Source organism: Nonomuraea sp. NPDC050451 (assembly GCF_044458585.1).
Genome location: NZ_JBITHZ010000002.1, coordinates 72,729 through 99,194 on the forward strand (window position 1 = coordinate 72,729; position 26,466 = coordinate 99,194).

Consider the following 26,466-nt stretch of genomic DNA (forward strand, 5'->3'; position numbering starts at 1 on the left):
GTCGTATCGTGACCTTCCTGGGGGAGATGTCATGCGCCTCTGGCTCGCCGCCGCCCTGACCGCCGGCACGTTCACCACGCCCGCGGCCATGCCCGCATCCGGCCCTGCCCCAGGACACCCGCCCGGCCTCACCCACGCCGGCCCACCCGGCCTCTCCTCCCGGGGCACGCGGACCGCCGCGCTCTCCCCGAAGCCTTCCGGGCGCCAGGCCGAGTTCGCCGCGGCCGCCCGGGAGTTCGGGGTGCCGGAGAGCGTGCTGCTCGGCGTCTCGTACCTGCAGTCCCGCTGGGACGCGAACGGGGGGTTCCCGAGCACGGCGGGCGGCTACGGCCCGATGCACCTGGTGGACGCGTTCCCCGCTGATGCGCTCAGCCCTTTGACCGGCGCCGCCGCCCCGGACGCGCACGCCTCGACGACCGGCGGCGGGCACGTGTGGCCGATCGGTGACGCGCTGGGCGACGCCCGGGGGGACGACGCCCGCCCGATGCCCCGTACGTACCCCGAAGCACCTCCCGCGTCGGCGCTGCGCACGCCGGCGCCGCCCGCCACGCTGCCCGAGGCCGGGCGCCTCATCGGCGCGGACCCCGCCCTGCTGCGCGCCGACCCGGCCGCCAACATCAGGGGCGGCGCCGCCCTCCTCGCCTCGTACCAGGACCGCCCGAGCGGCAACCCCGCCGACTGGTACGCGGCCGTCGCCCGCTACTCGGGCGCGGAGGACGCGGCCGCGGCCCGTGACTTCGCCGACGAGGTGTTCTCGGTGATGCGGGAGGGCGCGCGGCGGCGTACCGACGACGGCCACCTGGTGCGCCTCGAACCCGTGCCCAACCTCCCTCACCCCGTGGCCGCCACCGCCAAGGACGCCGCGGGGCCCGCCGCCTCCACGAACTCTGCCGCCGTCACGGGCCCCGTCACCGCCAAGGACGCCGCCAGCGTCACGGGCTCTGCCGGCCTCACCGGCGAGCAGGCGGAACCCCACGCCCAGAGGGACCCCGCCGCACCACCCGCAGTCGACGAGCAGACCGACAACGACCCACCGCCCCCGTACAACGAGCAGTTCGACACCGACCCGCTGTCCTTCTCCGGGGATGAGACCGGGACGGACGATCAGACCGACTCGGACGGAAACTGGGCGGAGACCGGGAATGTGGAGAAGACCGGAAACGGCGGCCAGGCGGAGTGCCCCAGTTCGCTCGCCTGCGAATGGGTACCCGCCGCCTACGAGCGCTTCGGCAGGAAGAAGAACCGCGACTACGGCAATCACGACCGCCTGAGCCGGTCCCGTTCCGTCGACTACATCGTCATTCACGACACCGAGGGCACCTATCAGGGCGTCCCGTCCTTGATCCGCAACCCGAGGTACGTGAGCTGGCACTACACGATCCGCTCCCGAGACGGACATGTCGCCCAGCACGTGGCGACCAACGACATCGCCTGGCACGCGGGCAACTGGGACGTCAACACCCGTTCGATAGGGATCGAGCACGAGGGCTACCTGGCCAAGGGCACCTGGTACACGGAGGCGATGTACCGCTCGTCGGCCAAACTGGTCAGATACCTGGCCGGCAAGTACCGCATCCCGCTCAACCGGGCCCACATCCTCGGCCACGACAACGTCCCCGGCACCACCCCGAAGATGGTCGCGGGCATGCACGAGGACCCCGGACCGTACTGGGACTGGTCCCACTACTTCGACCTGCTGGGCAGACCGCTCAATGGGGTGCAGAGCGGCAACTCCATCATGATCCGCCCCTCGTACGCCACCAACCGGCCCCGCTTCACCGGCTGCGTCTCCGTCAAGCCGGACAAGGCGTGCCCGCCGCACGGCGCCTCCACGGTCTGGCTGCACCAGGAGCCGCGCGAGGCGTCCCCCCTGGTCAACGACCCGGGCAAGCACCCGGGCAAGCCCAGCACGCACAGCGTGTACGACCACAGCGCCCGCGCCTCCACCGGCCAGCGCTACGCGGTGGCGGACCGGCAGGGCGACTGGACGGCCATCTGGTACCTCGGTCAGAAGGCCTGGTTCCACAACCCGCCGTCCAACCCCACCTCCGTCCCCGCCAGGGGCCTGCTGGTGACTCCGCTCAGGCCGAGGACCAGGGTGTACGGCCGCGCGTACCCGGAGCAGTCCGCCTACAAGCTGGCGTCGTACCAGCCGCTGGCCCCGCTCCAGTACAAGATCGGCCCCGGCCAGACGTACACGGTGGGCGACACGATCACCGGCTCCTACTACTCCGCCGGCGCCTTCAGCGCGGCCAAACACGTCACCACAACCGGACAGACCCGCTACTACCAGATCCAACTCGGTCACCGAGTGATGTTCGTCATGGCCAAGGACGTGCGCCTGATCCGCTGAATTTCGCCCCGCGGGCCTCTCGGTGCGCACGGGCACTCCGGGAAGACGATATGGTTTTCCCGTGGCCCGGCGCACGTCGCCCGGGGTTCACGCGGAAGTGGCTCAGTGGTAGAGCATCACCTTGCCAAGGTGAGGGTCGCGGGTTCGAATCCCGTCTTCCGCTCGGAGCAAGACTCCAGGGTGGAGTGGCCGAGAGGCGAGGCAGCGGCCTGCAAAGCCGTCTACACGGGTTCAAATCCCGTCTCCACCTCGGCCGACCGGTGGACCCCTCGGGATCCGCTAAAGTAAAGGCAGCACCACGCGGAAGTGGCTCAGTGGTAGAGCATCACCTTGCCAAGGTGAGGGTCGCGGGTTCGAATCCCGTCTTCCGCTCTGAGTTCTAACTCAATATGGACGATTAGCTCAGCGGGAGAGCGCTTCCCTGACACGGAAGAGGTCACTGGTTCAATCCCAGTATCGTCCACCAGGCTCGCAGTTGAAGCCCCAGCTCACGGCATGTGCCGGGAGTCTGGGGCTTCTTGCCGTCCCGGCGACGACGTTGATCGGGAGCCGAGCTCCTGTCCGGCCTGACTTCCAGGATCCTCGAAATGGGTCACCCTCGTGCGCCGGGTCGGATATCTCTGAAAACGGAACGGAATCAGCCGAGCAATCGATGGGGGATCGAATGTCCGTAATCAAGCGCGGCCTCGGCGCACTGACCGTCGCGGCCGCGTTGTCGGCCGCCACGGGGGTGCTGGCGGCCATGCCGGCGAATGCCGCACCGGCCCAGGCGCAGGCGTGGACCTACGTCAGAAGCTATTTCCCGGCCAACGACGCGACCTGGCGGCAGTGCAATGCCGACGGCCAGTATTACGCCGACGGTTCCACCGGTTACGAATGCAGGTATTTCCCCAGCAGTTGGCAGACCCACACGCCGCACTACGAACTGTACGTGGGGCCGTAACCACCTGCCCGCCAGAATGACGGCCCGCACCGGCAACCGGTGCGGGCCGTTCTGTTCGGAGCCGTCACCGCGGCGCTCCCCCATGGCCGCCCTCACCCACGGCATCCCCGGAACGGCCAGGTGAAAGATGATCATGGTTCGAGTCGACGAGCGATCCCCCGCCTCCGGCCCCGCCGGCTGACCAACCCCACGCCCTGTTGCGTCAGAGCCGATGCTGCTCGAGACTTCCCAGGTCGTCCCGATCCGTCGAGGCGGCTCAACCAGATATGTACGTGATGGAGCCGGTCCAGCGGTGGGCGGCGTCCCGGTAGACCAGGAAGAGCTCGGTGTCGAAGTACGGCGAGATGCCAGTGTCGTACCGGTTGTCACCGTCGGTGTCGGCGACGCTGATCGTGAGGCCGTTGAGATAGCCGGTACGGGTGTCGCTCGCGTACCCGGTCACCCACGCCGACCCGAGCGAGCCTTCACCGGTGAACGGCGAGTCCACGCCGACGGGCCGGTCCGCGGGCAGGCCCGTCGTCTTTGTCGCGAACGTCGATCCGGCCGACCGTTCGAGCGTCCGGCCCGTGTAAGGGCCGGTGCCGTCGGGGTGGGTTCCGGCGGGGTAGCCGAAGACGTCGGCCGTTGGCGGGAGCGGCTGGTTGACCGCGAGGCCCTGGCAGCCGACCTTGTCGCCCAGCCTGCCGAGGTTCGTCAGCACGTCCGGGGAGGAGAGGACGACTCCGCTGTAGACGGTGACGAAGGCGTAGTCGCGATCGTAATCCCGGATGTCGTCGAAGTCGTAGTGGATGATGCCCTGTTTGCCGACGTACAGGCCGAACGGGGTGGCGCCCTCGGAGTAGGCCGGGACGAAGACCCACTTGCCGAGCCCGCCGGCCGGAGCCTCGGTGTCGAGCATGCAGTGACCCGCGGTGGCGACGAGGTTGCGGTACTGCGACTGCACGGAGGTGCCGGTGCACCAGTGCGGCCGGCCGTCGCCGCCGATGAAGAACACCTTGCCTGAAGTCATGGGCAGGTCCCCGGCCACCGGGTTTTCCGCCTCGACCGGCGGGACGCTGTGCGGAGTGCCGTCCGGGACGATCTCGGTGGACAGGCGTTCGCCGCCCGCCACGGTCCGCAGGGCGTACGGGGTGGCGTTCCGCAGGTTGGCGGCGTCGTCGGCGAGCCAGAACCTGGCGACCTCCTGAGCTGTCGCCACGGCGGGGGCCAGCGGGACCGCCACCACGGTCGCGGCCTGCGCGGGAGACGTGACGACAGTGGAGCTCAGCACGCTCAGGCCGACGCCTAACGCGATCATTGCACGCTTCAAGGGCATTCTCCGTCTGGTAGGGCCGGCTGATCAGCACGGCCGGCGAGTACCAAGATCGTAACCACGCCCCGAAGCCTGGAGCCACCATTTATAGATCACATGTTCGATACAAGGAGCCCGAGCAGTGCCGCTCGAATGCGGCGAGATACCTGTCGCCCCTCTCGCTCGCGCCGCTTCAGGGTCAGAATGCGACGGCGGCTGACGGGGAGGGCGACGCGGTCTCTTCAGGCATGGTGACGGGTACGGGTTGCGCCCGGGCGGCCCAGCGGCCGTCGTCGCTGCGGACGATGCGTACCGGGTGGTCGAAGCACGCGCTGACCAGCTCGCTCGTCAGGACCTCCGCGACCGGCCCGGCGGCCAGGCAGCGCCCCTCGCACAGCAGCATGGAGTGCGTCGTGGTGGCCGGCAGTTCCTCCAGGTGGTGGGTGACCAGCACGGTCGCCAGCGACGAGTGCCGGGTGCGCAGCGCGTCGATGCTGGCCAGCAACTGCTCGCGGGCGGCCAGGTCGAGCCCCGTGGCGGGCTCGTCGAGCAGCAGGAGCCGGGGCTGCGGCATGAGGGCACGGGCGATCAGCGCGCGACCGCGTTCGCCCTGGGACAGGGTGGGCCACGTCGCCTGCGCTCTGTGACCCATCCCGAGCATGGTGATCAGCCGATCCGCCCGCTCGGCCTCCTGCTCGCCGGGCGTCCAGCGGGGCACGAGTGCGGCGGTGTTGGTCAGCCCTGTCAGCACCACGTCGCGGACCCGCAACGGACCGTCGGGGGTGTGACGCGGGTTGACGTGCCCCAGGTACGAACGCAGCTCGCGGACGTCGACCCGGCCCAGGGTCCGGCCGAGCACCTCGACCACGCCGCGGGTCGGGTGGGTGACGGCTCCGAGCAATCCGAGCAGGGTGCTCTTGCCCGCTCCGTTGGCGCCGAGCAGCGCCCAGTGTTCCCCGGGACTGACGGTGAGCGAGATGTCCTGCAGCAGGTGACGGCCGTCGCGTACGAGATCCACGGCGTCGGCCCGCAACACGTGCCCTGTGTCGGCCGGACGGGAGATGACCGTCATCGGGCCGCCTCCGCGCACTCCGACAGCCGCGACCCCACATGCCCGTTCCGCAGCCAGGTCACCACATCCTCCTTCTCATCTTGCGGGCCACCAACTTATCAGGTTCTCAGACATCTGATGTCTGCGAAATACTCGTCGCTCGTCGGGTCAGCCTGATGAAGGCCGCAGCTCGGCCAGGCTGTCGAGGACGCGGTGGAGGAGCGGGTCGGTGTTGTCGGCCCGCCACACCAGGTGGAGCGTGGTCCTGGTGTCGGCCAGCCGGCGCGGCGTCACCCCGACGCGGCGCAGCACCCGGTGCGAGTCGGCCAGCACGGCGGCGCCGAACCCGGCCGCGACCAGTGCCAGCAGCGTCTGGCTGCTGCGGCCTTCGGCGCCGATGCGTGGCATGACGGCGGCCTGGTGGCACAGGGCGATGATCTCGTCGTAGGAGCGGGGCGAGACCTCGCGCGGCCAGATGACCAGCGGGATCTGACCGAGCGCGGTCAGCGGGGCGGGCTCGGGCCCGTACGCGAGCGGGTGCCCGGCGGGCAGGAACAGCGTGAGCGGCTCGTGCCACCACACCTGCGCGGTCAGGCGGGCGTCCCGGGCGGGCAGCCGCTGGACGGCCAGGTCGCACTGGCCGCTGAGCACGGAGTCGGACATCTCGGCGTCGTTGAAGCTCTCTTGCAGCCGCAGGTCCACGCGGGGCAGCTCGCGGCGCAGCCGCCCCAGCGCCGCGCCGAGCGGGCCGTTGATGCCGGAGCCGGCGAAGGTGACGGTGAACCGGCCCGACAGCCCCTGCCCGGCCAGCCGCGCGTCGTCGAGGGCGGCCTGCGCCTCGGCCAGGACCGTGCGGGCCCGCCGTACGAGGGCCTGACCTGCCGGGGTGGGACGCAACCCGCGTCCGGTACGCAGAAACAGCGCGCCACCCACCTGCCGCTCCAGCTCACGCAGCTGGCGGCTGAGGGTCGGCTGCGTCATGTGCAGCCGACGGGCGGCGCCGCTGAGGCTGCCTTCCTCCTCGATCGTCACCACGTACGTGAGCAGCCGCAGCTCCATGCCATACCTCCCAGGCATGGCAAGTATAAGGAAGATGCGCGGTCAGGCAGGCCTCGGCTGGTCTCGGTAGCAGGATGAAGTCATCCGATCCACCCCAGAGAGGAAGAAAGCCGATGAACCGCCACGAACGCTACGAACACGGCATGAAGGTGCTGGAGCAGGTCGACGGCGAGGCCGGGCAGCGGGTCGTGGACTCGCTCGCCGACGTCTCCCCCGAGCTGGGCCACCAGGTCGTCGCGTGGGCCTTCGGCGACATGTACGCCCGCCCCGAGCTGCCGCCCCGCGACCGGCAACTGGTCACCCTCGGCGTGCTGACCGCGCTCGGCGGCTGCGAGATCGAGCTGGAGGTGCACGTCAACGCCGCGCTGAACGTCGGGCTGACCCCGTCGGAGATCTCCGAGGCGCTCCTGCACTCGGCCGTCTACTGCGGCATGCCGCGCGCGATCAACGCGACCCTCGTGGCCAAGAAGGTGTTCGGCCAACGCGGCCTGCTGCCGATCACCAACGCCGGCTGAGGCGCTCCCACGGAACGGCCGGAACCGGCGTTTCAGGCGTGGGCGGGTTCGATGACACCGAACCACCGCTGCAAGGCTGCCCGGAGTTCTTCCATTTCCGTGGGATCTGGGTGGGGCGATGCGGAGGCCCAGGCCACGTAGCAGTCCGGTCGAAGGAGCAGGGCGGTGAGCGCTGAGGTCGGGGGCCGCGCGGTGACGATATCGACTCGGTCGTGCCGCAGGGCGGGCGACTTCGCCAGCGACGCTTCCTCGGTCAGGTCAAGCAGCAGGGGACGTGCGGTTCTGGTCAGCTCGGCCAGCCGGACCGGCCCGGCCGGAGTGTGCAGTTCCATGTCCGGGGCGAACCGGCCGATCAGCGGGTGCGCCGCAGATTCGCCCATGTCGTAGCGGACGTCGGCGCCTGCGACGAGTTCGGCGAGGCGCTGCACGGTGCCCTGGTCGCGGAGCAGTTCGGTGAACAGTTCACGCAGTCCGGTGACGTCGCCGCCGGGGGCGATCAGAGCCGACTGCGCCTGCGCGTTCAGTATCATGCGGCGGGCGGCCCGCCGCCGCTCCGTCTCGTAACTGTTCAGCAGTCCGGGCGGGGCGCTACCGCGGATCACGGCGGCGAGTTTCCAGCCGAGATTGACCGCGTCCTGCAGCCCGAGGTTGAGCCCGGGCCCTCCCCCTGTGGCGGCGTACACGTGGGCGGCATCACCGATCAGGAACACTCGGCCGTCGGCGAACCGTTCGGCGATCCGGGTGTTACCCCCGGTCAGCCGGCGCAGCACGTGCGGCCCTTCGCCGTCGGGCGGACCGAGTGGCACGTCGGCGCCGAGCACGCGGCGGATGCTCGCCCGCAACTCGTCGAGGCTCATCGGAGCGTCGGTCCTGGGCCGGTCCCACTCTGTGGTGCTGACCAGCGGCGGGTGGCCGGGCATCGGTGCGTAGGAGAACCCGCCGTGCTCGGTGCGGTGGGGCAGGAACGGCAGAACAGCGCCGTAGCCGGGCACGTTCAGCGCACCGGTCGCAGGATCGACCCAGTCCGCCGGGACCGTCGCGTGCGCCGAGCAGACCGTCATCCGGTCGTAGGTGATGCCGGGGAAGTCGATGCCGGAGAGCCTGCGCGTGGTGCTGTGTGCTCCATCCGCGCCGATGAGGTACCGGGCCCGCAGCCGGTATGCCCCGCTCGGACTCGCGACGTCGACCGTGACCGCGTCGTCGTCCTGCGACAGGCCGACGACCTCGTGTCCCCGCCGGATCTCCACGCCCAGTTCGATGGCGCGCTCCTGCAGGACCTGCACTATGCGGCGCTGCGGCACCGGCAGGGCATGGACGGGGCTGTCCTCCAGCAGGCTCAGGTCCAGGCCCATCGCACCGAACATGAAGTACGCGGAGTTCGGCTGCGGTGGTTCCGGGCTACCGCTGAGGCGTTCGTACAGCCCCCGGTGGTCGAGCATTTTCACGACCTGGCCGAGCAGTCCGTTCGCTTTCGGTTCCTCGCTCGCCTCCGGTAGCCGCTCCAGCACCACCGGCCGGACCCCTGCCAGGCTCAGTTCGCAGGCCAGCATCAGCCCGTTCGGACCGCCGCCGGCGATGACGACATCTGTGATCACGTGTTCTCCTTTGTTCGCGCGGAAAAGGGGGCGCTGAAGCGCAGGGCCGGTGGGCCGTGCCGGTGCGGCTCGCTTCGGGTTGCGGTCTTCGTGACGTGGTCAGCCGCGGTAGTGGTCGGCGACGGTGGTGAAGGCGGCCTTGGGTTCCCAGGGCATGTCGGGGTAGGTGGCCCCGAGGCGGTCCTCGTAGACCTTGACGATGCCGTAACTGGCCAGGTCCAGGTCCTCGTGAGGAGCGCCGTCGGGGCGGTGTACGTGGTCGTACAGCGCGAAGGTGAACACGAACGCGCTGTCGATGCCGCCGGCGTCGAATGCCTCCAGCAGCTCACGCACATAGGCGGCCTGACCGGCCTCGTCCCGGGCGTACTCACCGTTCAACCGGACAGGGCCGTCCTTGTCGTACTCGACGATCTCCAGACCGAGAGCACCCTTTTCGCCGGCACCCTGGTAGCCGGCCGCGCCGAACTCCGTGATCGCGACCGGCTTGCCCTGCGCGACCAGGCCACGGACGCCTTCGGCGAAACGGTCGGCGATCTCGGCCGACCGATAGAGATCCACGGACACGATGTCGAAGAGTGCCCAGTCGACGCGCTCGAGCGGTACGGAGGCGTAGGTCACCTTGCCGCCGAAGCGCTCACGGACGAGCGCCACGGCCCTGCCGAGAAATTCGTTGACCCGTGCGCTGAGCTCGCCGATCTGCTCCCGCACGCGAGATGGCCGGCGCAGGAACGCGACCCGCTCGTCGGTGCTGTCGCCGGGCAGGAACCCAGGATTCATCAGGCTCAGCTCGGCACCGGTCACGAACACCACCTCGGCGCCCCGCCGCCTCAGCCGCTCCGCGCGTTCGGCGCAGTCCGCGAACAACGACAGCGTCTCCTCTGCGGTCAGTTCGAGCGGGTAGGGGGAGAACCAGACCTCCAGACCCAGGTCGGCGGCGTACGTCGCCGCCAGGTCGATCCGTTCCGGGTCACCGCCCATGATGCGGACCGCGTTGCAGTGCAGGTCATCGCGGATGATCCGCAGCTCGCGCTCGACCATCTCCGGGTCGAAGCGCTTACGGGAGATCGCCCCGTCTTTGACGAAGCCGGTGTCGTAGCTGATGCCTTTGGCGCGCACGTGTTTCCCCTTCGAGCCGTTACGGTACTGGACGTACCCTAGTTGCTGTCCTTCAGCGGCGACAACCAGAATGAGAAGGTACGATCAGTACCGTCCTTGGGAAGGGGTCATGGAGGAGAATCCGACGCGGCGGCCGGCTGCCGGACAGACGCGGCGGCGCGGAGCGGCCCTGGAGGAGGCGATTCTGCAGGCTGCGGTGGACGAGCTCACCGCGTCCGGATACGCCGGGTTGACCATGGACAAGGTCGCCGCTCGCGCCGGCACCAACAAGAACGCCATCTACCGCCGCTGGCCGAACCGGCTGGCGCTCGGCATCGCCGCCTATCGGCAACTGACCACGACGGTCCCGCTCCCGGACACCGGCAGCCTGCGCGGCGACGTCCTGGAGTTGCTACGCCAGGCCAACCGTCTCTGGAGTTCTCCGCTCGGCGCGATCCTGCGCGAGCTGTTCGCCGCGGCCGGCGGCACGTCAGAACTCCTGGCGCAATTGCAGGACCAGTCCGGCGACGCCGCGGCCGCCCCCTGGTTGACGATCCTGGGGCGCGCGGTTGCACGCGGTGAGGCAGATCCCGAGACACTCCATCCACGGGTCGCCACCGTGGCCGTTGTCCTGTTGCGCAATGAATTCGTCGTACGTGGAGTCCCTACCGCACCCGACGACGTCCTCGTCGAGATCGTCGACGAGGTGTACCTGCCTCTGGTGCGGCGACGAGGCCCGACCCCGCGCCGGCCTGCGAAGTAGGACCACGAAGCCGCTGACATCGTCACTGCACTTGACGATGTCCAGAGTCAGCTGGATGCGCTTTTGGCTGGGCTCCGGCTCGCGGCCATCGGCCGTACCGGCCCGAGCCGGACCCGCGTCACGCCATCAGCGCTGCAGTGTCAGCACCCCCGGCCGGTAGGGCAGGAGGCCGTAGTCGCCGCCGGAGTTGGGGTTGCGTCCCTGGTAGAGCAACTGCAGATTGCAGGGATCAACGGTCATGGTCTGATCGGGGTTACTGCGAACGAGATCGCCGTGGCTGATGTCATTGGTCCACGTGGCGCCACTGTTTGCCTTGCCGGCGAAGGGATTGCTCTCGGTTACGGCCTGCGGTGTCCACGAACCGCCCAGACTGGTGGCCGTGAACGAGCGGAAGTAGCGACCCTGCGAGCCGATCGCCTCGACGATCATGAGGTATCGGTTCTGGCCCTGGAGCTTGTAGACCTGAACGGCTTCGAACAGATTGTTCGTCGTGTCGCTCATGACCACCGTCGATGTCGCACCGAAACTGCCCGGGAAATTTCCGATAGGCATACTGGCCCGGTAGATCTTGCCATTGTCCCCGGCGAAGAACAGATACATGTTCGCGCTGTCACCGATGAGTGTCTGGTCGATGGGTCCTGTTCCGGAGCCGGAGATGCTTCCGGAGAAGAGCACCTGCTGCGATGACCAGCCATTCGGATTGGTGGGGTCGCTCGACGTCCTGTAGGAGAAAGCGGTCGCGCCCCACTGGTAGGCGAGCACCCAGATGTTCTTCGGGGCGAAGTAGAAAAGCGTGGGCGCGACAGTGGAAGAGGACATCGTGTTCTGGCTGGCCGAGGCCATGTCGGACCAGTTGGTGAAGAGGCCGAAGTTCATCGAACCCCATCTCGTCCCCGTGTCGTGCGTCGTCCCATAGACGAGATGCCTGCCGTTGTAGACGACGGTGGTGAAGTCCTTGAGCGAGACCCACCCCGACTTCGGGTTCGCCAGCGGGCCCGTCGATGTCCAGCGGTACGTCGACGGAAGATCGCACGTACCGGTCGGGGTGGGCGTCGGGGTCGGGGTGGGGTTGGGCGTGGGAGTGCCGGGGTTGCCGCAGGTCACGCCGTTCAGGGCGAACGACGTGGGCACCGGGTTGCTGCCGTTCCACGAGCCGGTGAACCCGAAGTTGGTGCTGCCGCCGGAGGGGATGGAGGCGTTGTAGGAGACGTTGGTGGCGGTCACCGACGAGCCGGACTGGGTCTGGGTGGCGTTCCAGATCTGGGTGATCTGCTGGCCGGCGCCGAAGGACCAGGTAAGCCGCCAGCCGTTGACCGCGTCACCGAGGTTGTTGATGGTGACGCCGGCGTTGAAGCCGCCCGGCCAGCTCGAACTGATGGTGTAGTCGACCCGGCAGGCGACGGCGGCCTGGGCAGGCTGTACGGTCAGCAGGCCGGCTCCGGCCAGCAGGACCGCGATGGCGCCGATCACGAGGCCTCGGCGCGAGGCCCGCCGGGGCGGCGCCCCGGTCGTGACGGCGGAGGAGCGCGGCGACCACGCTCGCCAGGGCAGACGCATCTGTATTCTCCTCATCATCATGTCCGACCGCCGTCAAGGGCTGGTGCAGGTAGCGGTCGGGGTGGCCGCGGTGCCGTTCGCGGTGAACCCGAAGGTCGTGGAGCCACCGGCGGCGATGGAGCCGTTGTAGGCGGCGTTGCGTACGGTGACGCTGGAGCCGGACACGCTCTGCTGGCCGTTCCACAGGCTGCTGATGCTCTGCCCGCCGGGCCAGGTCCACCGCACGGTCCATCCGCTGATCGCCGCGCCGCCCGCCTGGACGGTCACCGTCGACTGGAAGCCACCCTGCCAGCTGTTGGTCGTCGTGATCGTCGCCGCGCACCCGTCCGGGATCGGTGTCGGGGTCGGCGTGGGTGTTGGAGTGGGGGTGGGGGTGGGGCCCGGCGTTGCGGCGTTGAGGGCGTTGAGGACCGCGTCGTAGGCGGGCTTCTTGTTGGCGCCGCTGAACAGTAGCGGGGTGTCGCCCGAGCGCCAGGAGTCCTGGTCGCGCACCCCCCACACGGTGATGCCGGCGCAACGGGCCACCGCCAGGCAGTCGTTGGTCACGGCGGCGTACGTTTGCGCGGAGGCGCCCTGGATGTCCAGCTCGGTGATCTGCACGTCCACCCCCAGGGCGGCGAAGCTGGAGATGGTGGTGCGGTAGTTGCTGTTGTACGGGCTGCCGCTGTTGAAGTGCGACTGCAGGCCCACGCAGTCGATCGGCACGCCGCGCTGCTTGAAGTCGCGGACCATGTTGTAGACGCCCTGCGTCTTGGCCCACGTCCAGTTGTCGATGTTGTAGTCGTTGTAGCACAGCTTGGCCGCCGGGTCGGCGGCGCGCGCGGTACGGAACGCCACCTCGATCCAGTCGTTGCCGGTCCGCTGCAGGTTGGAGTCACGCCGCCCACCGGAGTTGCCGTCGGCGAACGCCTCGTTCACCACGTCCCAGGCGTAGATCTTGCCCTTGTAGTGGGCCATCACGCCGTTGATGTGGTCGATCATCGCCTGACGCAGGCTGCTGCCCGACAGCGACTGCATCCAGCCGGGCTGCTGGGAGTGCCAGGCCAAGGTGTGGCCGCGCACCCGCTTGCCGTTCTGCACGGCCCAGTTGTAGACGCGGTCGCCGTTGGCGAAGGTGAACTGGCCCCGGTTCGGCTCGGTGGCGTCGATCTTCATCTCGTTCTCGGCCGTCACCATGTTGAACTCGCGGTTGGCGATGGTGGTGTACTGCGAGTCGCCGAGCTTGCCGGCGGCGATGGCGGCGCCGAAGTAACGCCCGCTCTGCGCGGCCGCCGCGCCGAGCGTACTCGCCGCCGCACCGGCCGGCGTGGTCGGTACCGTCACCGCGGTGACCACGCCGAGCACGCCGACGGCGGCGGCGATCAGAACCCGCGGGCTCCTGCGAGGCCGCGGCGGAAGTATGGCTTTGGTGCCCATGACTGAGTGCTCCAGACTGAATCACGGAAAGCGGACACGCGGGGTCATCCCGCGCGATCGACGCCGCGTCCCGTGATGATCAGGGAACGCACACCACCAGGGCATCGCGAACGGCGGTCCTCACCGCGCGCCACCACTTGGCAGGAGGAAACCGCCTCGGGGACACAGTCTGAAAACCGCGCCGAAAGTTGTCAAGTTCTGGCGAAAGTTTCAGAGTGACGCTGTCGCCGTCACGGCCGGCGGCCCTGATAACGCCTGATGAGCCGCACACCCGCCCGCCGCCCTTCCCTGGGCGCGAGGCGCCGTCCTTGACGTCGCCTCTTCGCCTCGTATTGGCTCGACCTGCCACCACAGCCATCCGACAGAGAAGGAACCGCAACAGGGAAAAGGCATGTGAGCGCTAACAGCCAACCCGGGACCATCATGCGGGGCGGTCCGGCGGACAGACACCACGTCCCTGGAGCCGCCCTCTCGGAGAGTCACCGATGAGGAGGTTCACGGCGGCAAAGACGAACATCCCGAACGGTCGCCTTCGTCGGATCGTGTCATCCCCGGCGCAGCCGCGGGCCGTCCGGTGCCCGCACGCGGATACGTCACGCGACTGATCCCCCGGACCCACGCCGGCGGCGTACGGTCGTGGGGTTCGTGTGCTCGCCAAGCGCGGCGAGGTGGTCGTGCAACTCGGCATGCCGGAACGGGTGGACCGGTCCGACGCCTCAAGCCGATGCCGCCGAGAAGTAACAGCACCCGAAGGCTTGCGGTGGGACATTGATGCGCTCCGCGCGACGAGGCGTACCCGTCAAGCGTGACGAGCGGACCGTCCAGGTCCGGCAACGCCGGTCAGGTCGCAGGTCCCGCGAGCGTCTTGATCGTGAAGTCGATAGCCGTGGCCAGCCGTTGGGCATCGTGTCCGGCGCGTTCGCGCACGCGGAGCCCCAGCACCGTCGTGAAGAGCGACTCCACGGCAGCGTCGACGTCCAATGTGGTGGGCAGGTCGCCGTCGCGGATGCCGCGGCGCAGGAGCGACGCAAGGGTCTTCCGGGTGCCTTCGAACGCAGCCTCGGTCCTTTGCCGGACTGCGGGGTCGGTGGTGCCGAGCTCGGTGGCCGTGTTGACCACGAAGCAGCCACGACCGGCCTCGTGGTCGACCATCCAGGTCAACCACTCCCGCAGGGTCTGGAGGCTGGAGCCGGGGAGGCTCAGTTGCTCTTCGGCTTGAGCGGACTCGGTAGCCCGATAGTGGTCCAGCGCCCGCAGGAACAGCGTGTGCTTGTCGTTGAAGGTCCGATACAGGCTGCTCTGCTTGAGGTTGAGCTCGGCGCCCAGGTCGCGGACGGACGTGGCGTTGTAGCCGCGGCACCAGAACAGGTGGGTCGCCTTGGCGATCACGTCCTGCTCATCGAACTCCCTGGGACGTGCCATAGCCCCAGCCTACCAAAGTTGTGGAGCGATCGCTCCCGTATTAGGGTATGCCGCCATATGGGAGCGATCGCTCCCAAATTGGAGAGGGGATTCAACGTGACGGCAACGGACCCGACCCTGAGCGAGCGAGACACGTCACCGAAAAGTCATTGGATCGCGGTGTCCGCCGTAGCCTTCGGCACATTCCTCCTGGTCACGGCAGAGCAGCTCCCCATCGGACTGCTCACCCCCGTCGGATCCGCACTGTCGGTGTCAGAGGGCGCAGCGGGGTTGATGGTCACGGTCCCCAGCATCGTCGCCGCCGTCGCGGCGCCGGCGGTCCCACTGCTTGTCGGCAGGATGGACCGCAGGCTCCTGCTCGTCGCCCTGATGGGACTCATGACGCTCGCCAACCTGGCATCCGCCATGGCCCCCGGCTATCCGCTCCTGATCGCTGCCCGTGTGCTGGTCGGGGTGGCCATCGGCGGGTTCTGGGCCATCGCCGGAGCCTTGGCCGTCCGGCTCGTCCCGGCCTCACACGTGCCACGGGCTACTGCGATCATCTTCGGCGGCGTCGGTGCCGCGAACGTCTTCGGCGTCCCCATCGGCACGATGATCGGCGGGCTGGCGAACTGGCGGATCGCGTTCGGCGCGCTGAGCGCCCTCGCGCTTGCCGTGCTGGTCGCCTTGCTGGCCGTGCTGCCACCGTTGGCGGCGGTTCAGCCCGTCGGCCTGCGGCGGCTGGCCGGCCAGTTCCGCAACCAGGGTGTCCGGGTCGGCATCCTGGCGACCTTCCTGATCGTGACGGGTCACTTCTCGGCCTACACGTTCATCAGCCCTGTGCTGCGGGATCTGTCCGGCATCGACGAGCGCCTTGTCGGGCCGCTGCTGTTCGGATTCGGCGTGGCGGGCATCGTGGGAAACTTCCTTGCGGCTGCCGCCGTGGCCAAGAGGCTCCATCGCACCGTCCTGTCCATCGCCGCCGCCTTGGGGGTGACCGTACTGCTCTACCCCGTGGCAGGACTTACCGGCGCGGGCGGGGTGACGCTGCTCGTGGTCTGGGGCCTGGTGTACGGCGGGGTCTCCACGAGCCTCCAGACATGGATGATCAAGGCCGCGCCACAAGCGGTCGAGGAAGCCTCCGCACTGTGGGTGGCGGTGTTCAACCTCTCGATCGGTCTCGGCGCGCTGGCCGGCGGCGCGGTCGTCGATGCCCTGCCACTTCAGGGGATCCTATGGCTCGCCGGGGGTCTCGTCTTGGCCGCTGGGCTGGTCGTGTGGGGTGTACGCCGAAACGAGAGTCTGCGATGACCTCAGGTCGGACGTTGAGCTCGTGCCATCGAGGTCCCACTATCGTCGTACTTGATCGACGACAACAGCGCCAAGGATACGACCGTGAGGATGGCCGATGGCGCGCCGTACAGACAAGGAAACCGTATGACCACCACTGCGCTCATCGTCGGCGACCTGCAGGCGGGCATCGTGGACAACTACCCCTTCGCCGCCGACGTGCTCCCCGTCGTGGAAAAGGTCATCCACGCGGCCAGAGCCTCCGGAATCCCGGTGATCTTCATCCGTTTCGGGCTCCGGGCCTCAGGCCTTGACGTGGCAGCGGGAAACCAGTTGATCAGTGGCCTGCACGGGGCAGGGACGCTGTTTCACGAAGAATCTCCCGAGACGTTCGTGCATCCGCGCATCGAGCCGTTGCCGGGTGAGGCCGTCGTTCTCAAGCGCCGCGCCAGCGCCTTCGCGGCGACCGACCTCGATCGGCTCCTGCACGCCCAGCATGTCGACTCGATTGTGCTGACCGGTGTCGCGACCGGGGCGATGATCGCCGCCACCCTCTACGACGCCTCCGACCGCGACTACCACGTGACCGTGCTCAGCGACGCCTGCGCCGACGCGGAACCGGACGTGCACGACTTCCTGATCAACCGCGTCTTCCCGGCCAGGGGTGCCGACGTCCTCACAGGCCAAGAGTGGACCGCCCGCCTGTGACCAGCCGTCAGCCGCTGCTGCTTGTCGCCAGCACAATCACCCAACCCTCGGTCTGACACAGGCGGACGCTGTTTCCCTTCGAAACCTCCCCGCTTCGCTTCACCCCTGGCCCGAAGACGGGAGTACTGCGGGCGAATCGGGGAGCTCAGCCCTGGTTATCGGGGGGAGCGAGCGCCTTTGGTTCGGGGCGGGCTCCAGCAGATTGACCACTCAGAACCCGGCCCGCCGGAACACCGGCCGGCTGGGATGGACGCTCAGGTCGCGGTGCTCTGTAAGAGCCTGCTGACAAACGATTTTGGTCGCAGGGGCTGAGGTGGAGATGCCTTGCTCGAGGCCATTTGCGTGATGTGCCCGCGGACAGGAGCGGGCTCCTGATAGCTGAGGTGTTGTCTACGCAACTCGGCGACCAGGAGCCCGTGGTTGTCTGTCTACGCCCGCATCCTCGGGCGCCAGCGATTGCGCCTCACCGGGGTGCCGATGTCATACCCAAGGCCGGCACCGCGAGCACGTCCCGGCGAGGGCGTACTCGCGAACCGGTCATGATCGGAACACGTTTACAGAATATGCATCGATTTCTCGCGGTTCTCGCGCTCGCCGTGACCCTCTGCGGTTGCCAGGGCGAGCAAGAATGCACGCTGATCGGCACGCGCGTGGGCGTCCAGGTGGACGTCGCCGCCCCGCTAGCCAGCCGGGTGATAGCGGCGAAGCTGGAGGTGTGCCAGGCGGGTAGATGCACCGAGCCCAAGCTGGAGCTCTTCCCCTCCGACCAGGGCGGCAAGTACGGGTTCGGCGACGTCGGGGGGCTGCGCAAGGAACGGGCCACCGTACGGCTGAGGCTCACGGACGCCGCCGAGAAGGAGGTGCTCGACCGCACCATCGACGTCACCCCCAAAGGCCGCTTCCCCAACGGCCCGCAGTGCGGCGAGGGCGGCCCGAACGCGCGGATGGAGGTCGACGGCGAAGGCCGGATGCGGGAACGGCCCTGACGCATTGACCGCACGTCGCGCCGCGCCTACTGTAGCGTCCCCCCGTAATAGGATTTTGAGTCTAAGCGCCAAGTGGCAAAGGCTTAAGTGCTTGCGGGGATGGGTCCGTAGAGGGCTGGTCCGATCTTGTTGATGTAGCCCTGGTGCGACCATTGGGACAGCTGGACGCGGAAGCTGTTGATGTTCTCGATCTCGAGGATGGCGGCCAGTTCCGTGCCTTTCCAGGCCCGCCAGGGCTGGCTGGCCATGGCTTCATGGTGTTCAGGCTTGCGTTCGTAGATCCGTACCAGCCGCCGGTAGCGGGCCAGCCAGGCCAACGTTCGCTCTGCCACCCACCTGCGGGGCAGGACGACGAAGCCACTCATGTCGTCGGTGCGCTTGACGATCGTGATGGCCAGGCGCAGCACATAGCGTGCCCAGGTGACCAGCCGTCCGGCGTAGCCACCATCAGCCCACACCAGATTGATAGTGGAGTACTTCTCCCGCAGCAGCGCCAGCAGCGGGTGTGCGCCGTCACGGTCTTGGACGGAGGCAGCGGTGACGATCAGGCACAACAGCAGCCCGAGCGTGTCGACCGCGATGTGCCGTTTCTGTCCCTTGATCTTCTTGCCTGCGTCGTAGCCGCAGGCCGCAGCCCCGACGGTGTCGGCGGCCTTGACCGTCTGGGAGTCGATACATCCTGCCGTCGGCAGCTCGCCCCGCCTGGCCATGACCCGCAGCCTGCCGCGTAACCGCCCGGCCAGTCGCTCCGGCACACCACGCCGGGACCGTACCGGGCCACATAGCCGATCGCGTCCAGTACCGCCCGCAGATCGTGCACCATCGGCCTGCCCGTCGCTTTGACCAGCCCGGCCATCACCGCCCGCGCCTCGCTCTCCAGCACCACCCACTCGGCATCGTTCAGATCCGACGGATATGCCGGCCTGCGGTCATGACATCGGCACCCAGGTGAGGCGCAATCGCTGGCGCCCACAGCCGCGGGCGTGTAAACAGACACCGCCGAGATGCGTAGACAACACCTCAGTTACCAGGAGCCCGCTCCTGTCCGCGGACGAATCACTCGAAGATGGCCTCGACCCGGGCGTCCAGGTCCTCGCCTCAACGGCCAAATCCTTTGTCCGCAGGCTCTAAGACGTCCGGATCGAGCAGTTGGTCGCGCTCGACGTCCCCGGCCGGATAGCCGCCTCAACCGCGCCGGGCTCGACCAGGCCCTCGTAGGCGTTGTGGACGGCGCGGCCTTCAATGTCGTCAGATTGGATGCACGCTGGTTGAACTGTGCTTGAACGCTGATGATCTTCCCTGGCGGAGGCCCCGCATGTATCCCTAGCCTTTGAGGCCATGGACTTTCTGGATGAGTTCGTGGCGGTGCGGGAGACCGCCACCGCGGCGGGCGGGCTGGTAGCCGTGGAGGTGGACGGCACCTCCGACCTCACTGGGCTGAAGCTCGACCCGCGAGCCCTGCGTTTGCCTGCGGCTGAGCTGGCCGAGGCGATCAGGGAGGCGTTCGGCAAGGCCCGCGCGGCCGCCCGGCAACGCGCCGGCCAGGCCATCCCGGAAGTGCTGAAGCAGGACTCGCTGGAGCTGAACAGCCTGATCGACAAGGTCAAGGCCGACTCCCAGGAGGGCATGAGCGAGCTCCTGTCCACCGTCAACGAGCTGACCCAGCGTCTGGATCGGTTGAGGCGGCGGTGAGCGAGGAGTTCGACGGCATCCTTCAGATCCTCATCGGTAGGAGCCTGGCCGAGGTCACTGACCGCCTTGAGCGGCCAGCCGGCGGCGCGCTGCCGAGTATGTCTGGGACGGGGCGTGGTGTCGCGTTCACGGCGAAGACGAACTCCCCTACCGTGAGGTCAAGCTGTTCGACCTCGGTTGAAGAGGACATCCCCGGTGTTAGCCGGCGTTCACGTCCACCCTCTTCACCGCGAGGAGGGCGATCCGCCTTCTCCCCCCGCATGAACGGCAGGTTCTGATGGGGCTGGAACTGCCGGAAGCGCTCCGCCCACTTGTACCGCTGACCGGCCACACCTGGACCGACAGCGACGAAATGGGCCTGGCCGCCAGCGGTATCCGGATGGCACGGTTCGGCGATGACTCCACGCGCACCGCCGGCGAGGCCGACGACCTGACGACTTGGGTGCACAGCCGCAACGACAGCGAGGGCGTGCGCGCCTTTCACGACGACTGGCGAGACGAGACGACCGGTCTGGCAGCCGAGGGAGAGTCGGTCTCCGGGACGACCGTGCTCATCGGGCTCGCGCTGTTGGCCGCCGCCGTCATCGTGGTCGTCTACAAGCTGGCTGTCATCTACTCACTCATGCGGCTGGTGATGCGGCTGTCAGCGATGATATTCGTGCCGGGCGCCGGAGCAGCGGCGTTCGAGGCCGAGAAGATCGTGGCGACCAAGCTGCGCGGCGCCTTCGGTGAGATGTTCGCACGCATGGTGCTGCGTCCCTTGGCGAAGGCGAGCGAACGCCTCGGCGCTCCCATGGTACGAAAGCCGGGCCGGTGGCCGGCGTCCTTCCGCGGCGACCCCCTGCACGCCGCCGCGCGCCATGTCGACCTCAGCAAACTCGACGTGTCGAACCCGTTGTGGCGGACCGACCGCCGATTCCTGTGGCGCGGCGATGACCGAGCCCCCGACGAGATCTTCGAGAAGGGATTCCAGCCGAAGGGCGACCGCGCGTCTTTGGCGATGCAGCAGGGCGACCCCTGGGATTCCGCATTCGTGTCGACAACGAGGAGCCCTAACTTGCGCCTCCTCCGACGGCGCGATTACCGGTATCTCATCGACGCCCCTGGGGGCGTCTACATGAACCGGACGTTACGCCGGAACAAGATTGAGAATCTCTATCCGGAAGAGCGGGAAGTAAGCTTTCTCGGCGGCATCGACCGCCGCTACATCGTCGGCGCGCAGGAGGTCCGCAGGGGCCGCCGCGGCTACAACAGGTTCGTCCCCAACCCGCACTACGACCCCGGGAGCTGATCGTCGATGATGGAACCGCCGCCGATCAGCGACGAGTTGCGTGCGGCGGCCCGCGCCAAGCCTGCCCAGTGGCTCTACGTCATCGACGAGTACTTCGACCCCGATGGCGAGGTGCCGCCGTTCGGCGTGATCGGCGCCTGGCAAGCGGACGAACACGGAGAGATCGGAGAGTACCGCCCGAATCCGAACTATCGCCCTTCACCCCTCACCCTCGGCTACCCCGAGCCGACCGACGAACTGGACGCCGCGATCCAGCTCGGCTCCGCCGACTACCTCGACGACGCCAGGATCGCCCCGCTCTTCCTGGACGCCGAGGTGCTGACCGGCATCGGGGACGATGACGGCATCCCGCTGTTCGGCGACCCTGACGACCAGGTCGCGCACGCGTACACGGCCCGGGAGCACCTTCCGGCGACGCTCCCGGACGGCGTACGAGAGTGGCGCGGCATCCGCGGCGGCGAGTTGATCGCCCTGCTCCCCCCAGGGGCCGGCGTGGCGATCAATCCCGCAACGTTCGGCGTCCACCTTCCCCGCGCCGATTTCGACCGGCTCCGTCCCTGATCATGGGACCGCGACGGGTCACAGCAGGCGTTCGACGGCCTCGGACGACTGCTCGGAGATGCGCTCGGCGCCCCTGTGGTTGCCGGACATGGTCAGGACCTGTTCCGACACCGTGCCGTACCCATCGGCGACGCCGTGCCCCTTCGCGAACAGCCGCTCGACGAGGTCGCGGTAGATCGCCCCAGCCTGGGCCCCGAAGTCACCGCTACCCCACGGGTCCTCCGCGGCGGACAGGTCAGCCTGCAGGGCGGTCACATGGCCGCGCATGGTGTCGGACAACCGGCGGAACTCTGACACCGCCGTGGCGAGATCGCTGTACGAGACGTCCACCTCGCGCATGGCGACACCTCCCGAACCCTGGGGACTGATCAAGTTTGGGGCCCCGTGGTGGACACCAGTTTTCCTTCACCGGAACTTTGGTTGTCGTACGGGAAACGTGCACCATTGGTGACTCTCGTGGCCGTACTGGGATCTAACCCCTCGCGTCTTCACCGGCCGCGAGGTGGTCATGCAACTCGGCATGCCGGAACTGGTAGATCGGTCCGACAGCGCGCAGGAGCCCGAGGCGGTGGGCATCATCGAGGAACGGCATGAGCCGGCGCGGTAGCCGACGAAGCATGGCCAGCCGGAGAACGGCAATGGTGAAGACGAACCACGCATGATGCCTGCCCGTCACAAGCCCGCCGGCGAGTCCGACGATCAGCCCCTCCACAAGTCCATCTACAAGCGCGAACATCGGTGCCACATCGACAACGGCCACAGAGGTGAGCAGGATCACGGCCCCGAATATGGGAGCCGTCGCCAGCCCAGAAAAGATCGCCTTGACGAAAGTCAGTGCCTTATCAGCGCCCCAACTGGACATTGCGCTGCTGGCGCCACGGGTCAGGGCCGGTCGCTCCGCCCATGCCACGAGCCCGAACGCGAGCCCACCGGAAATCGCGAACAAGACCCCGTTCACGACCATGTTTATGAAAGTCTCTCGGAGCGCAACTCCCGGAGAAGGAAAAGAAGCGCCAGACAGAAGCTCTATTCGAGGGACCAGGGAGAGTCCGAAACCGATCCCGATCAGAAGACCGAACCAGGAACCAAAGATGATCTGCCTTCGAACATGGTGAGCACCAGGCGCCATTCGCCTGCGGAGACGGAGATGGGCACGTCCAGGGGTGTCCTTGAGCCACCCCTTGGCAGAGAAACTGGAGACGAACCCGACGGGGAGCCCTGTCATCAGCACAAAGGCGGCCGCCGCCTTGAGGTCATACCCGAGCTTTAGGATCAAGAGGCCATATAGGAGTCCGCCCAGCAGCCCTGTGACGATCCCGACCACGAGCCGCACCGCGCCGGGGCAAAGGGTGTAGTCGGCCAGGCGCCACCAGGCGAGGTCGCGTGTCTCACGGGTGAGGCGGGCGAGGTAGGCGAGCCAGCGTCTCACCTGATCGGGATTCCATTCCCGGCGTGGCCTGAAGTGCTCCGCGGGATCGTCCGACGGCCGGCGCGATTCGATGAGGGCGGGGATGAGCAGATCGAGCAGATGGGCGCGCAGCGAGGGCGGATCGCGCAGCCGGGGGTCATGCAGGAGCGGACCGGGGTCGCGTCTGGCAAGGATGTACGTGGCGTGGATCAGCCAGAGGCCCAGCGGGGTGGAGGTGATTCCGACCAGGGCCGGCGCGGTCTCTTTGCGCAGCGCGTTGAGAACCTCCGTCCAGGTGGGCCGGGGCTTCGGCGGTAGGCAGTCCTCCAGGTAGTCGGCGGCCACATCGGGGGTGAGTGGCTGGGGTTCGATGAGCGCCGCCGCGGTGAGAACGTCTTCGTGCGCCTCGACCGCCTGTCTGAACTCGGTGGAGCGGCTGGTGAGGATCAACTGGTCGGACTCGTCCATCGAGCTGTTGAGCGCGGCCAGCATCTTGGTGCGGGCGTCCTCGCGCAGTTCGTCCAGCCCATCAAGTATGGGCAGGATCTCGCTGGCCGCCGCCAAGGCGCGTGGCGCGTCTGAGCCGGGATTTTCGACGCGTAGATCTGGATAGTCCATGCTGAGGCACTTGCCCAACCAGTCGTGAAGTCGTGGGTAGGTCTCGGTGTTCCAGCGGGCTGCGGACAGCAAGACCGGGATGGGCTCGCCCGGTTGGCGAGTCCGGATGAGTTCCCGCAACAGTTGCATCGCCAGGGTCGTCTTTCCTGCGCCCGGGCCGCCGAGAATCACCAGACGTCGACACCGAAGGGCACGAAAGCCACTGGTCAGGGTGGCGATGTCGGCGCCCTGGCCGCTGAACGCCAGTACGCCGCCGGCGATCAGGCGGGGATGGTCCATGAGCTCGTCGTGTTCGGTGAGCCGCCACGGCACGGGGATCGGCTCCGGGTCGCCGAGCGAGCGCAGAGCGGCCTCGTGTTTCCACTGTGCGCCCACCTGCCGCGCCAGGATGTCCTTGGCCCGTTCGATATCGACGCCTGCCAAGGGCAGGAGCGGCTTTCTCCCCTGCCGCCACCAGGCGATGAACTTGAGCGCCAACATCAATATCGTGAGCAGAAGCGCGGCTACCGATCCGACCTTCTCGGCCAACTCTGGGCCGTGCATTATCCAGGTGACGACGACGACGGTGATCAGCACGACGAGCGATGCCAAGCCTGCCACGAGCACCGCCGTCGGCCACCGAGAGCCCCGTTGGCGTCCCATATCCCCATCGTGCGAACGTTCGGCGTCGCCGCGTAACTGTGCAGCCCCAATCGAAAGGTTGATCATTAGGAAAGCGTCACGCCCGGGTTCACGGGTAGGTCACGGCTGCGCACGGTTACTGCCACAGCCGGAGACTGGGCTTCGGCGATGTCTCTGGGATCAGCGGGCCGGCATTACCGTCGCAGTCTGCCCGTGTCGGCCTCGCCGAGATGCTCCGCCTTCCCGTCGGGCAATCAGGGAGCGATAGCGCTTGGAAGGCGCCCGAGCGGAGCGAGGACGAACAGGGGGCGGGCTTCAGCCCGCCTGGGAGAGCGCGCGAGCGAAGCGAGCACCTTTGGTTCGGGGCGGGTGTCAGTCGCATGACCACCCAGTAGGGCAACGGGCGGGTGGAGCTGCCGCACCTACTCGGGGGTTACGACGATGGTTTGGATGCCCTTGGTGGTGAAGGGGTTGAGGGACTCGTTGGTGGCGGAGGAGTCGGTGACGAGGGTCCAGGTTTCGGGCATGCGGGCCCAGGCGTGGAAGGGGCGGCGGCCGAGTTTGGCGGCGTGGACGAGCAGGTAGACGTGGCGGGAGCGGGCGATCATGAGCTCCTTGAGGCGGGTCTGCTGCAGGCTGGCCTCGCAGATGCCGTCCTCCGCCGTCACCCCGTCGGCGCCCAGGAAGACCCGGTCGAAGGTCATCCGGCTCAGGGCCGCCTCCGCCAGGGGGCCGATGAAGCCCTGGCTCACGTGGCGGAGGGTGCCGCCCAGGCATTCGACGTGGACGCCCGTCGCGCCCGCGAGCTCCTGGAGGGCGTTCAGGCCCGTGGTGGCGACGGTCAGGTCCACGGCGGTACGCAGTTCGTGGGCCAGGGCGCCCGTGGTCGAGCCGGCGTCCAGGAGGATGGTCTCCCCCGGGCGGATCTGGGACGCCGCCCAGGCGGCTATCGCCCGTTTCGCCTCGAAGGCCTCGCCGATGCGTTGCCTGAGTGAGGCCTCCGGGTGGGTGACCACGGCCATGGCGCCGCCGTACGTGCGGGCCAGCAGGCCCGCGGCCTTGAGGTGGGCCAGGTCGCGGCGGATGGTGGAGGCCGTCACGCCCAGCTGGGCCGACAGCTCCTCGACGCTGGCCAGGCCGGTGGTGGTGGCCAGCCGGACGATCTCGTCGCGGCGAACCTGTGCTGCGCGGCCCATGGACGGTCCCTTCCCCTCACACGCCCTGCGCGGACGACAGCTCGGCCGCCTGGCGGAGGGCTTCGATCATGCTACCGGCGTCCGCCACGCCCTTTCCCGCGATGTCGAAAGCGGTGCCGTGGTCCACCGACGTACGGATGACCGGCAGGCCCACCGTGATGTTGACGCCCGCCTCCAGGCCCAGGATCTTCACCGGGCCGTGGCCCTGGTCGTGGTACATGGCGACGATCAGGTCGTAGTCGCCGCGGCCGGCCAGGAAGAACGCCGTGTCGGCCGGGAGCGGGCCGTGGACGTCCATGCCCTCGGCCTGGAGGCGCTCCAGCGCCGGGACGATCTTCTCCTCCTCCTCGCCGTACCCGAACAGGCCGTTCTCCCCCGCGTGCGGGTTGATGCCGCAGACGCCGATCTTGGGGCGTTCGAGGCCGGAGCCGCGCATGGCCGCCTCGCCGCGCCGGACGGTCCGCTCCACCAGGCCGGGCTCGATGCGGGCGACCGCGTCTATCAGGCCGACGTGGGTGGTGACGTGGATGACCTTGACCTTGGGGGTGGACAGCATCATCGACACTTCCTCGGTCCCGGTGAGGTGGGCGAGGAGTTCGGTGTGGCCGGGGAAGATGTGCCCGGCCGCGTGCAGGGCCTCCTTGTTCAGGGGCGCCGTGCAGATCGCCTGTACGTCCCCGGCCATCGCCAGCTCGCTGGCCAGCCGTACGTACTCGTAGGCCGCATGGCCCGCGACCGGCGACACCTCGCCCCACGGCAGGTCCTCGGGGAGGATTTCGGGGTCGATGACGTTGATCCGCCCCGCCTCGAACGCCGCTCCGGCGACGCCGTCCACCGTGACCACGTCCGGCCGGACGCCGAGGAAGGTCGCGGCTAGACGCAGGCGGGCGGCGTCACCGATGACCACCGGGCGGCAGAACGCGGAGGTCTCGGGGGCGAGGAGCGCGCCGACGATCACCTCCGGCCCGACGCCGGCGCCGTCTCCCATGGTGAGGGCGATGAGAGGAGTACTGCTCATGTCAGCCTTTCGAGTCAGAGTCGGAGTCGGAGTCAGGG

23 protein-coding genes and 4 tRNA genes are annotated in these 26,466 nt (G+C 68.3%); 14 read left to right on the forward strand and 13 right to left on the reverse strand.

The window, feature by feature from the left end:
- The first annotated feature begins 31 nt into the window (after positions 1-31).
- From ACIBI9_RS06390 to ACIBI9_RS06415, 6 genes are all read left to right on the forward strand, one after another.
- Positions 32-2,353, forward strand: a complete 2,322-nt coding sequence (locus tag ACIBI9_RS06390; protein ID WP_397220898.1) for an N-acetylmuramoyl-L-alanine amidase — start codon at positions 32-34, stop codon at positions 2,351-2,353.
- A gap of 91 nt (positions 2,354-2,444) precedes the next feature.
- Positions 2,445-2,516 (forward strand) — tRNA-Gly (locus tag ACIBI9_RS06395).
- Between the two features lie 16 nt (positions 2,517-2,532).
- Positions 2,533-2,603: transfer RNA gene (locus ACIBI9_RS06400), tRNA-Cys, on the forward strand.
- A 50-nt stretch (positions 2,604-2,653) separates the two neighbouring features.
- A tRNA-Gly gene (locus ACIBI9_RS06405) sits at positions 2,654-2,725 on the forward strand.
- Positions 2,726-2,744: 19 nt separating this feature from the next.
- A tRNA-Val gene (locus tag ACIBI9_RS06410) sits at positions 2,745-2,819 on the forward strand.
- A 198-nt stretch (positions 2,820-3,017) separates the two neighbouring features.
- Complete coding sequence (locus ACIBI9_RS06415) at positions 3,018-3,296, forward strand: hypothetical protein (protein ID WP_397220899.1); 279 nt, start codon at positions 3,018-3,020, stop codon at positions 3,294-3,296.
- Between the two features lie 256 nt (positions 3,297-3,552).
- Here ACIBI9_RS06415 and ACIBI9_RS06420 read toward each other — a convergent pair whose 3' ends face one another.
- The 3 genes from ACIBI9_RS06420 to ACIBI9_RS06430 form a co-directional block, all read right to left on the reverse strand.
- Positions 3,553-4,593 (reverse strand): hypothetical protein, encoded by a 1,041-nt coding sequence (locus ACIBI9_RS06420; RefSeq protein WP_397220900.1) that lies wholly within the window; start codon positions 4,591-4,593, stop codon positions 3,553-3,555.
- 193 nt (positions 4,594-4,786) lie between these two features.
- Positions 4,787-5,659 (reverse strand): ABC transporter ATP-binding protein, encoded by an 873-nt coding sequence (locus ACIBI9_RS06425; protein ID WP_397220901.1) that lies wholly within the window; start codon positions 5,657-5,659, stop codon positions 4,787-4,789.
- A gap of 147 nt (positions 5,660-5,806) precedes the next feature.
- Positions 5,807-6,715 carry a LysR family transcriptional regulator gene (locus ACIBI9_RS06430; RefSeq protein WP_397220902.1) on the reverse strand — a complete coding sequence of 303 codons (909 nt, stop codon included), beginning with the start codon at positions 6,713-6,715 and terminating at the stop codon, positions 5,807-5,809.
- 95 nt (positions 6,716-6,810) lie between these two features.
- Here ACIBI9_RS06430 and ACIBI9_RS06435 point away from each other — a divergent pair, with 95 nt between their 5' ends.
- A complete protein-coding gene (locus ACIBI9_RS06435) occupies positions 6,811-7,212 on the forward strand; it encodes a carboxymuconolactone decarboxylase family protein (protein WP_397220903.1) in 402 nt (133 codons plus the stop codon).
- A gap of 32 nt (positions 7,213-7,244) precedes the next feature.
- On the opposite strand, the gene ACIBI9_RS06440 is transcribed toward ACIBI9_RS06435, so the two are convergent.
- A complete protein-coding gene (locus tag ACIBI9_RS06440) occupies positions 7,245-8,807 on the reverse strand; it encodes an FAD-dependent oxidoreductase (protein ID WP_397220904.1) in 1,563 nt (520 codons plus the stop codon).
- A 99-nt stretch (positions 8,808-8,906) separates the two neighbouring features.
- Entirely contained in the window at positions 8,907-9,923 is a 1,017-nt protein-coding gene (locus tag ACIBI9_RS06445; RefSeq protein ID WP_397220905.1) for a hypothetical protein, read from the reverse strand.
- A 109-nt stretch (positions 9,924-10,032) separates the two neighbouring features.
- Here ACIBI9_RS06445 and ACIBI9_RS06450 point away from each other — a divergent pair, with 109 nt between their 5' ends.
- Entirely contained in the window at positions 10,033-10,665 is a 633-nt protein-coding gene (locus ACIBI9_RS06450; RefSeq protein ID WP_397220906.1) for a TetR/AcrR family transcriptional regulator, read from the forward strand.
- A gap of 126 nt (positions 10,666-10,791) precedes the next feature.
- Here ACIBI9_RS06450 and ACIBI9_RS06455 read toward each other — a convergent pair whose 3' ends face one another.
- The 3 genes from ACIBI9_RS06455 to ACIBI9_RS06465 all read right to left on the reverse strand — a co-directional run bounded on the left by ACIBI9_RS06455 (position 10,792) and on the right by ACIBI9_RS06465 (position 15,060).
- A complete protein-coding gene (locus ACIBI9_RS06455; RefSeq protein ID WP_397220907.1) occupies positions 10,792-12,222 on the reverse strand; it encodes a non-reducing end alpha-L-arabinofuranosidase family hydrolase in 1,431 nt (476 codons plus the stop codon).
- A gap of 33 nt (positions 12,223-12,255) precedes the next feature.
- Positions 12,256-13,638 carry an endo-1,4-beta-xylanase gene (locus ACIBI9_RS06460; RefSeq protein ID WP_397220908.1) on the reverse strand — a complete coding sequence of 461 codons (1,383 nt, stop codon included), beginning with the start codon at positions 13,636-13,638 and terminating at the stop codon, positions 12,256-12,258.
- Positions 13,639-14,478: 840 nt separating this feature from the next.
- A complete protein-coding gene (locus ACIBI9_RS06465; protein ID WP_397220909.1) occupies positions 14,479-15,060 on the reverse strand; it encodes a TetR/AcrR family transcriptional regulator in 582 nt (193 codons plus the stop codon).
- A 57-nt stretch (positions 15,061-15,117) separates the two neighbouring features.
- Here ACIBI9_RS06465 and ACIBI9_RS06470 point away from each other — a divergent pair, with 57 nt between their 5' ends.
- The 3 genes from ACIBI9_RS06470 (at position 15,118) to ACIBI9_RS06480 (ending at position 18,023) form a co-directional block, all read left to right on the forward strand.
- Positions 15,118-16,350: an MFS transporter gene (locus ACIBI9_RS06470; protein WP_397220910.1), complete on the forward strand. Its 1,233-nt coding sequence runs from the start codon at positions 15,118-15,120 to the stop codon at positions 16,348-16,350.
- A gap of 51 nt (positions 16,351-16,401) precedes the next feature.
- Complete coding sequence (locus ACIBI9_RS06475) at positions 16,402-17,037, forward strand: cysteine hydrolase family protein (RefSeq protein WP_397220911.1); 636 nt, start codon at positions 16,402-16,404, stop codon at positions 17,035-17,037.
- Between the two features lie 563 nt (positions 17,038-17,600).
- The gene (locus tag ACIBI9_RS06480) at positions 17,601-18,023 is read left to right on the forward strand and encodes a hypothetical protein (protein WP_397220912.1); all 423 of its coding nucleotides are present in this window, start codon (positions 17,601-17,603) and stop codon (positions 18,021-18,023) included.
- A gap of 83 nt (positions 18,024-18,106) precedes the next feature.
- Here ACIBI9_RS06480 and ACIBI9_RS06485 read toward each other — a convergent pair whose 3' ends face one another.
- Positions 18,107-18,913, reverse strand: a complete 807-nt coding sequence (locus ACIBI9_RS06485) for an IS5 family transposase (protein WP_397220913.1) — start codon at positions 18,911-18,913, stop codon at positions 18,107-18,109.
- Positions 18,914-19,361: 448 nt separating this feature from the next.
- On the opposite strand from ACIBI9_RS06485, the gene ACIBI9_RS06490 reads away from it, so the two are divergent.
- From ACIBI9_RS06490 to ACIBI9_RS06500, 3 genes are all read left to right on the forward strand, one after another.
- A complete protein-coding gene (locus tag ACIBI9_RS06490; protein WP_397220914.1) occupies positions 19,362-19,715 on the forward strand; it encodes a YbaB/EbfC family nucleoid-associated protein in 354 nt (117 codons plus the stop codon).
- A 277-nt stretch (positions 19,716-19,992) separates the two neighbouring features.
- Complete coding sequence (locus tag ACIBI9_RS06495) at positions 19,993-21,006, forward strand: hypothetical protein (RefSeq protein WP_397220915.1); 1,014 nt, start codon at positions 19,993-19,995, stop codon at positions 21,004-21,006.
- Between the two features lie 6 nt (positions 21,007-21,012).
- Entirely contained in the window at positions 21,013-21,567 is a 555-nt protein-coding gene (locus tag ACIBI9_RS06500; RefSeq protein ID WP_397220916.1) for a type VII secretion system-associated protein, read from the forward strand.
- Between the two features lie 18 nt (positions 21,568-21,585).
- Here the strand turns inward: ACIBI9_RS06500 and ACIBI9_RS06505 are convergent, their stop codons facing one another.
- The 4 genes from ACIBI9_RS06505 to pdxA form a co-directional block, all read right to left on the reverse strand.
- Positions 21,586-21,906, reverse strand: coding sequence for a hypothetical protein (locus ACIBI9_RS06505; RefSeq protein WP_397220917.1), 321 nt, complete (start codon positions 21,904-21,906; stop codon positions 21,586-21,588).
- Between the two features lie 133 nt (positions 21,907-22,039).
- Positions 22,040-24,184, reverse strand: a complete 2,145-nt coding sequence (locus ACIBI9_RS06510) for an NACHT domain-containing protein (RefSeq protein ID WP_397220918.1) — start codon at positions 24,182-24,184, stop codon at positions 22,040-22,042.
- Positions 24,185-24,636: 452 nt separating this feature from the next.
- A complete protein-coding gene (locus ACIBI9_RS06515) occupies positions 24,637-25,410 on the reverse strand; it encodes a DeoR/GlpR family DNA-binding transcription regulator (protein WP_397220919.1) in 774 nt (257 codons plus the stop codon).
- A gap of 16 nt (positions 25,411-25,426) precedes the next feature.
- A complete protein-coding gene (pdxA, locus tag ACIBI9_RS06520; protein ID WP_397220920.1) occupies positions 25,427-26,428 on the reverse strand; it encodes a 4-hydroxythreonine-4-phosphate dehydrogenase PdxA in 1,002 nt (333 codons plus the stop codon).
- Positions 26,429-26,466: the final 38 nt, after the last annotated feature.

Bases quoted from the DNA above. Each gene is read 5' to 3' on its own strand.
- pdxA (WP_397220920.1), bottom strand. From the start codon at position 26,428: ATGAGCAGTACTCCTCTCATCGCCCTCACCATGGGAGACGGCGCCGGC.
- ACIBI9_RS06420 (WP_397220900.1), bottom strand. From the start codon at position 4,593: ATGATCGCGTTAGGCGTCGGCCTGAGCGTGCTGAGCTCCACTGTCGTC.
- ACIBI9_RS06465 (WP_397220909.1), bottom strand. From the start codon at position 15,060: ATGGCACGTCCCAGGGAGTTCGATGAGCAGGACGTGATCGCCAAGGCG.
- ACIBI9_RS06495 (WP_397220915.1), top strand. From the start codon at position 19,993: ATGGGGCTGGAACTGCCGGAAGCGCTCCGCCCACTTGTACCGCTGACC.
- ACIBI9_RS06425 (WP_397220901.1), bottom strand. From the start codon at position 5,659: ATGACGGTCATCTCCCGTCCGGCCGACACAGGGCACGTGTTGCGGGCC.
- ACIBI9_RS06435 (WP_397220903.1), top strand. From the start codon at position 6,811: ATGAACCGCCACGAACGCTACGAACACGGCATGAAGGTGCTGGAGCAG.
- ACIBI9_RS06430 (WP_397220902.1), bottom strand. From the start codon at position 6,715: ATGCCTGGGAGGTATGGCATGGAGCTGCGGCTGCTCACGTACGTGGTG.
- ACIBI9_RS06470 (WP_397220910.1), top strand. From the start codon at position 15,118: ATGGGAGCGATCGCTCCCAAATTGGAGAGGGGATTCAACGTGACGGCA.
- ACIBI9_RS06450 (WP_397220906.1), top strand. From the start codon at position 10,033: ATGGAGGAGAATCCGACGCGGCGGCCGGCTGCCGGACAGACGCGGCGG.
- ACIBI9_RS06515 (WP_397220919.1), bottom strand. From the start codon at position 25,410: ATGGGCCGCGCAGCACAGGTTCGCCGCGACGAGATCGTCCGGCTGGCC.
- ACIBI9_RS06500 (WP_397220916.1), top strand. From the start codon at position 21,013: ATGATGGAACCGCCGCCGATCAGCGACGAGTTGCGTGCGGCGGCCCGC.
- ACIBI9_RS06390 (WP_397220898.1), top strand. From the start codon at position 32: ATGCGCCTCTGGCTCGCCGCCGCCCTGACCGCCGGCACGTTCACCACG.
- ACIBI9_RS06480 (WP_397220912.1), top strand. From the start codon at position 17,601: ATGCATCGATTTCTCGCGGTTCTCGCGCTCGCCGTGACCCTCTGCGGT.
- ACIBI9_RS06505 (WP_397220917.1), bottom strand. From the start codon at position 21,906: ATGCGCGAGGTGGACGTCTCGTACAGCGATCTCGCCACGGCGGTGTCA.
- ACIBI9_RS06460 (WP_397220908.1), bottom strand. From the start codon at position 13,638: ATGGGCACCAAAGCCATACTTCCGCCGCGGCCTCGCAGGAGCCCGCGG.
- ACIBI9_RS06415 (WP_397220899.1), top strand. From the start codon at position 3,018: ATGTCCGTAATCAAGCGCGGCCTCGGCGCACTGACCGTCGCGGCCGCG.
- ACIBI9_RS06455 (WP_397220907.1), bottom strand. From the start codon at position 12,222: ATGCGTCTGCCCTGGCGAGCGTGGTCGCCGCGCTCCTCCGCCGTCACG.
- ACIBI9_RS06490 (WP_397220914.1), top strand. From the start codon at position 19,362: ATGGACTTTCTGGATGAGTTCGTGGCGGTGCGGGAGACCGCCACCGCG.